Source organism: Trichococcus sp. (assembly GCF_049589555.1).
In the GTDB taxonomy this organism is placed as follows: Bacteria; Bacillota; Bacilli; order Lactobacillales; family Aerococcaceae; genus Trichococcus.
In genome coordinates this window covers 1-4,421 of the sequence record NZ_JBAWAZ010000370.1, presented here as the reverse complement: position 1 = coordinate 4,421, position 4,421 = coordinate 1, and the positions used below count along the sequence as shown (strand labels likewise).

Annotated in this window: 4 protein-coding genes; 2 read left to right on the top strand and 2 right to left on the bottom strand. The window is 50.8% G+C overall.

Annotated features, from left to right (window positions below):
• On the top strand, nucleotides 1-1,067 hold a 1,067-nt coding region (locus WBV27_RS12845; RefSeq protein ID WP_424202522.1), incomplete at its 5' end, for an alpha-amylase family glycosyl hydrolase.
• A 96-nt stretch (nucleotides 1,068-1,163) separates the two neighbouring features.
• Here the strand turns inward: WBV27_RS12845 and WBV27_RS12840 are convergent.
• Entirely contained in the window at nucleotides 1,164-2,672 is a 1,509-nt protein-coding gene (locus WBV27_RS12840) for a DUF438 domain-containing protein (protein ID WP_424202521.1), read from the bottom strand.
• A 181-nt stretch (nucleotides 2,673-2,853) separates the two neighbouring features.
• On the opposite strand from WBV27_RS12840, the gene WBV27_RS12835 reads away from it, so the two are divergent.
• Nucleotides 2,854-3,984, top strand: coding sequence for a GerMN domain-containing protein (locus tag WBV27_RS12835; RefSeq protein ID WP_424202520.1), 1,131 nt, complete (start codon nucleotides 2,854-2,856; stop codon nucleotides 3,982-3,984).
• A 264-nt stretch (nucleotides 3,985-4,248) separates the two neighbouring features.
• On the opposite strand, the gene WBV27_RS12830 is transcribed toward WBV27_RS12835, so the two are convergent.
• Nucleotides 4,249-4,421, bottom strand: a 173-nt coding sequence (locus WBV27_RS12830) for a UTRA domain-containing protein (RefSeq protein ID WP_424202523.1), incomplete at its 5' end; no start/stop codon positions are given.

Genomic DNA, 4,421 nt, shown 5'->3' with positions numbered 1-4,421 from the left:
ATGTATTGAACCTGATCGGCAAGGATGTCGCGTTGGTGGACAGCCAAGGAAGCAACGAGAAGAGTCTCTACACGGATCGTCCGATCGTCCATGACTATATCCACGAGCTGAATCAGGCATCGTTCGGCACGCTGGAGGACATCATCACAGTCGGCGAGATGTCTTCGACCACTGTCGAAAATGGGATCCTTTATTCGAATCCGGACAGGAACGAATTGTCGATGATCTTCAGTTTTCACCATCTGAAAGTCGATTACAAGGATGGTGAAAAATGGACGGATCACCCGTTCGATTTTCTTGAACTGAAGCGGATTTTGAATGAGTGGCAGGCAGGGATGTCGGATGGGAACGGCTGGAACGCACTGTTCTGGAACAATCATGATCAACCGCGAGCCAACAGCCGCTTCGGCGATCCGATTCGTTATCCTTTCGAAACAGCCAGCATGCTGGCGCAAACAATCCATCTGCTGAGGGGCACGCCTTACATCTATCAGGGCGAGGAAATTGGCATGACGAACCCGGATTATGACGACATCAGCGTTTATCGGGATATCGAGTCGCACAATGCCTACCGCGATCTGAAACTTGCCGGATTGACGCACCCGGAGGCCATGCGCATCATCAAACAAAAATCCCGCGACAACAGCCGGACGCCGATGCAATGGGACGGCAGCCAGCATGCGGGTTTTACGACCGGCGAACCATGGCTGCAGGTCGCGGCCAATTATCCGGAAGTGAACGTCGAGAAGGAGCTCGCTGAGGGCAAAATTTTCCGTTACTACCAAGAGCTGATCCGTATCCGCAAAGAGCATCCGGTCATTGCGGACGGTTCCTACGAGGGGATCCTGTTGGACGATCCCGAAGTGTTTGCCTACATCCGGGAGAACGAGGAGGAAAAAGTGCTTGTGCTGAACCATTTCTATGCCGGCGAGTACACAATCAGCGTACCGGAGGAATGGGCAAGAAAGGCCAGCAGTTTTCTGGCCGGCAACTACGGGGAGAGACAGCTTGCGCCGTCTTTCACGCTGAAGCCGTACGAAACCATCGCTTTCAGGATAATAAAATAAACAGTAAGTTACGTGATGACGAAACAAATGCACGCTGCCCCAAAAAGGGACAGCGTGCATTTGTTTATTTTTGGTAGACATTTCCGGAACGGCGGTTTAGGACAGTGTCCGCTTTTCGCCGTCAAGATCGATGATTGGTTGGATGTCCTGGACATATTCAAGGGTTCCCATATAGCTGCCGTCGTCATCCCTGACGGCGCGGTAGGTGACCATGATGAATTTGCCCATCGCGCGGAACCACATCGATTCGCTTTCTTTCGCGCCTGATTTCAGGTCGGCGAGCAGCTTCGTGACGATCGGCAGGCTCTTCGGCGGATGGCAGTTCATGACGTCGCGGCCGATTGCGCTGCTGGTGCGCTTGAAGAATTTTTCTTCGCCGTTGTCATTGTAGTAGCGCACGATGTTGTCCGCATCCACAAAAGTCAATTCCAAAGGGATGTTGTTGAGCATCTTTTCCAATTGATGCGGCGTCAGATGCCCGGTTTGGAAATTGATGTAAGGATTTGCTTCAGTCGTCAGTGTTTCATGTGAAACATCCTCGGGAATGGAACGTTCCGGCACCCAGTTTGCTTCCGGTTTGACGATGCAGTAGCCGATTTCTTCGGACTCCTTGGCTATCTGCAGCCAGTGGTCCTCATTGAAGATGTCGATGATCATCGGCAGGAGGATGTCTTCTTCCTTCGTAATCATCTCCGTCATTTCGTATTTCAGGTCGGAGAATGCTTTGGGAATCGCAGCAAAGTCCTCGTTTTGCAGAAGGGTTTTGAAGTCCTTATACATGGCGCGGATATCGTCATCGACACCCCACATGACTTTCGGCGGGGCTGTGATGCCTTTGTTCTCCATGATCGGGAAAATGGCGTATTCTTTGCGGGCATAATGCTTGTCGAATTCGCCGAGCAGCGCCAATTGTTTCTGGATGCCTGCCTTCAGGGTTGGTTCCTGCGTTTCAAGGTAGACGGCCAGTAATTTGCTGACCTTTTCCAGCGTGTTTTCGATGGCCAAATTTTCGAGTTTCATAACTTGGATCGGATGCCCGGCATGCTGCTGTTCCGCTGAAGTGGTGTAGACCGCTTCGATGGATCCGCCGAAGAGCGATGCATGCACGTTGCAGAGGCGTTGGATGTCTTCGGCATCTATCCCTTTGCCCATCAAGCCTTGCTCCATGACGGAAATCTCATAGGCGCTGACGCCCGTGAAATGCTTCTTGAAGTCGGCTTGCACCGCATCCCAATCCTCTCCTTTATGCAAGCGCAGGATGAGGCTCTGCAGGATGTCCTGGCGCTCCTGGAATTCCGCTGAACCCATACGGGCAATTCCGCCGGTTGGAGCGGCGGGCTCTACCGGTTCGCTTGGAGCAACTGCTGCCGGTGACGGCGCCAATTCCTTCACGCTGAAGCCGTTTTTTGCCAGCGTTTCGACGAATGCCTCCTCCGGCACATCGTTGCGTTTGAGAGCCTTCCCGATGGTCATGATTCGGCCGGCGGTATTCAGCATCTTGTCGCTGCGCAATGGCTCGAAGCCCAGACTGATGATGATTTCCCTGATTTCAGGGTATTGCTTCACCAGGTTGTAGACTGTATCGTTCAAACTGATTTCTTTCATAAGTTTTCCACCTCTATTTTAAATTGTGAAATGTTTCTTTTAGTTTCGTGCTGGCTTCATTATACTTGAAAGGAGTTGCTTAGTGCCACAGCATTCGTGCGTTGCAGCGATAGTTAGGGCAATGCCTTAGAAAGCGGTTGTGATATAATGAAGACAACTAAGGCAGAAGGTGGGAAAAAACATGAGAAAGAAAGTTTCGAATCTGATGGTAGCGTTGTTGGTACCCCTATTAGCTTCTTGCAGCCTCTTTGGAGGATCCGATGCCTCATCCGATTCTTCGGCTGTCAGCAGTGTGTCCTCTTCCGTATCCAGTTCTTCAGACAGCGGATCGGCTTCCTCATCCTCTTCGGAACCTGCAGATGCAACGACAATCGAGGCTTATTATCCATTCAGCGCATCCGTATTCACAAAATATTTGGGTGAAGGGAACGAGTACGCTTCCTTCACGGTCTATCCGCAATACATCGAAGGCAACCGGATGCAGATCACTTCCAACAACGGCGGCACTCAGATCGTGACGGTATTGGAACTGGCTGACGGGGAACTCAGAGAAGTATTCACGCGTCCGGAAACCTACTTCAGGGAAAACATGCTTGAAAAAACAGCAAGCGGCGACGCGGCAAACCAGTTGGACATTCTGTTGAAGGAACCTTTGGAAGTCGGAAACAGTTGGATGAATGCGAGCGGAGTCTCTTCGGAAATCACGAATCTGACTGCACAGATCGAAACACCGATGGGCAATTTCGAAGCGCTTGAAGTGACGACGACTTATGAAACCTCCACTACCAAGGACTACTACGTAAAGGATATGGGCTTGGTGAAACGGGTCACGGATCTTGGCGATGACATGGTTGTCTCTTCCAGTCTGGAAGCCCGCAACGAGAATGTTCCGGAAACGCAACAGTTGCGCGTCTTTTATCCGGACAGCGAACTGATGGGATTGGATGCAACAAGTATTGCCTTATCCTATGCAACCAATGACGTTACCCGCACCATTCTGGCGGAGGCGCTGAAGAACGTGCCGGATGCGCCAGGGGGAAGTCTGATCGGACCGAATGTCTCCATCAACAGCTTGTCCTTGAGTGACGATGGGCGTGTCTATGTGGATTTCTCGCAGGAATTCGTTTCTGAGATGAATGCCGGGACATCGGCGGAATCACTGATTTTGCAAGGTGTCGTCAATACAATCGGGGAATATTACGGCGTGCAGGAAGTCTACCTTACTGTGGCGGGAAACCCATATGAATCAGGACATATATTGATGGCCGAGGGTGCCTATTTCACCGTTGATTATACGAATGTCAACGAGTGACCAGCCCCTACGCAAGCAAAAAAGATGAAGCCGGCTTGGCTTCATCTTTTTTACTATTTGTAGTATGTTATTAATTGAAAAGTGCATCACCATAGGTGTTGTACAGGTTTGCAAAATGTTTCATGCAACTAAAATGATGGCTAGCGGTCCAAGCCTGCCTCTCGGAAATTAGATAAATCTGACCCATTGCGCTCTGCGATGCTCATTCAGGGCCAGATTTCCTAAATTTCTTTCGAGGCAGAGCGGGCTTGTACCGCTTTTCTTTTACAGGCTGTGTTTTCTGCGGGCGAATTCGACGAAGCGGAAGCGATCCAGACGATGGCGCGACTCTGTGTACTGGAACAGACGGGTGTCTTCCAGATAGACTTCACTCTTGACGACGACGACGTGTGTGTCATCCTTCAGATCCATCAGCTTGTGATCTTCCCGTGTCGCCG